The organism is Ochrobactrum sp. SFR4 (assembly GCF_019730395.1).
In the GTDB taxonomy this organism is placed as follows: Bacteria; Pseudomonadota; Alphaproteobacteria; order Rhizobiales; family Rhizobiaceae; genus Pseudochrobactrum.
This window is the reverse complement of the sequence record NZ_JAAPBB010000340.1, coordinates 1-371: the sequence shown is the minus strand read 5'-3', so window position 1 is coordinate 371 and position 371 is coordinate 1. Positions and strand designations below refer to the sequence as shown.

Here is a 371-nt window from a genome sequence, read left to right as displayed (position 1 = left end):
TGAGCTACCGCAGCATGCTGTTCGTTGCGGCGGTTTCTGACATAAGATTTCCGAAACCGCAAGCCATCAAATGCATTTCTTTTGTTAAAATAGCAAAAACAGTCAAAACCTGTGCATATGTATGCTTCTCCTGACGCATTTGCTGATGTAAAAGAGCTGCACAATGACTGATAAGCCTGATACTCCATCTAAAAAAGCCGAAATAGATCAGCGTGCTAAGCGCCGTTCTGAACAATTGCGTGCGAATCTCATGCGGCGCAAAGCACAGATTCGTTCAAGACGATTCGGAGCGGAAGACGAGCGCGGTGAAGGACTGCCCGCTGCTAATGTCAGCCCGAATGACGAGCCGTCTGAAACGGACTAGAGTGAGC

Annotated in this window: 1 protein-coding gene; it reads left to right on the top strand. The window is 48.2% G+C overall.

Annotated features, from left to right (window positions below):
• Positions 1 to 163 precede the first annotated feature (163 nt).
• Positions 164 to 364, top strand: a complete 201-nt coding sequence (locus HBA93_RS19270) for a hypothetical protein (RefSeq protein WP_221724371.1) — start codon at positions 164 to 166, stop codon at positions 362 to 364.
• Positions 365 to 371: the final 7 nt, after the last annotated feature.

What these genes read in the sequence shown, in the direction of transcription:
- HBA93_RS19270 (WP_221724371.1), top strand. Translation starts at nt 164, where the DNA reads ATGACTGATAAGCCTGATACTCCATCTAAAAAAGCCGAAATAGATCAG.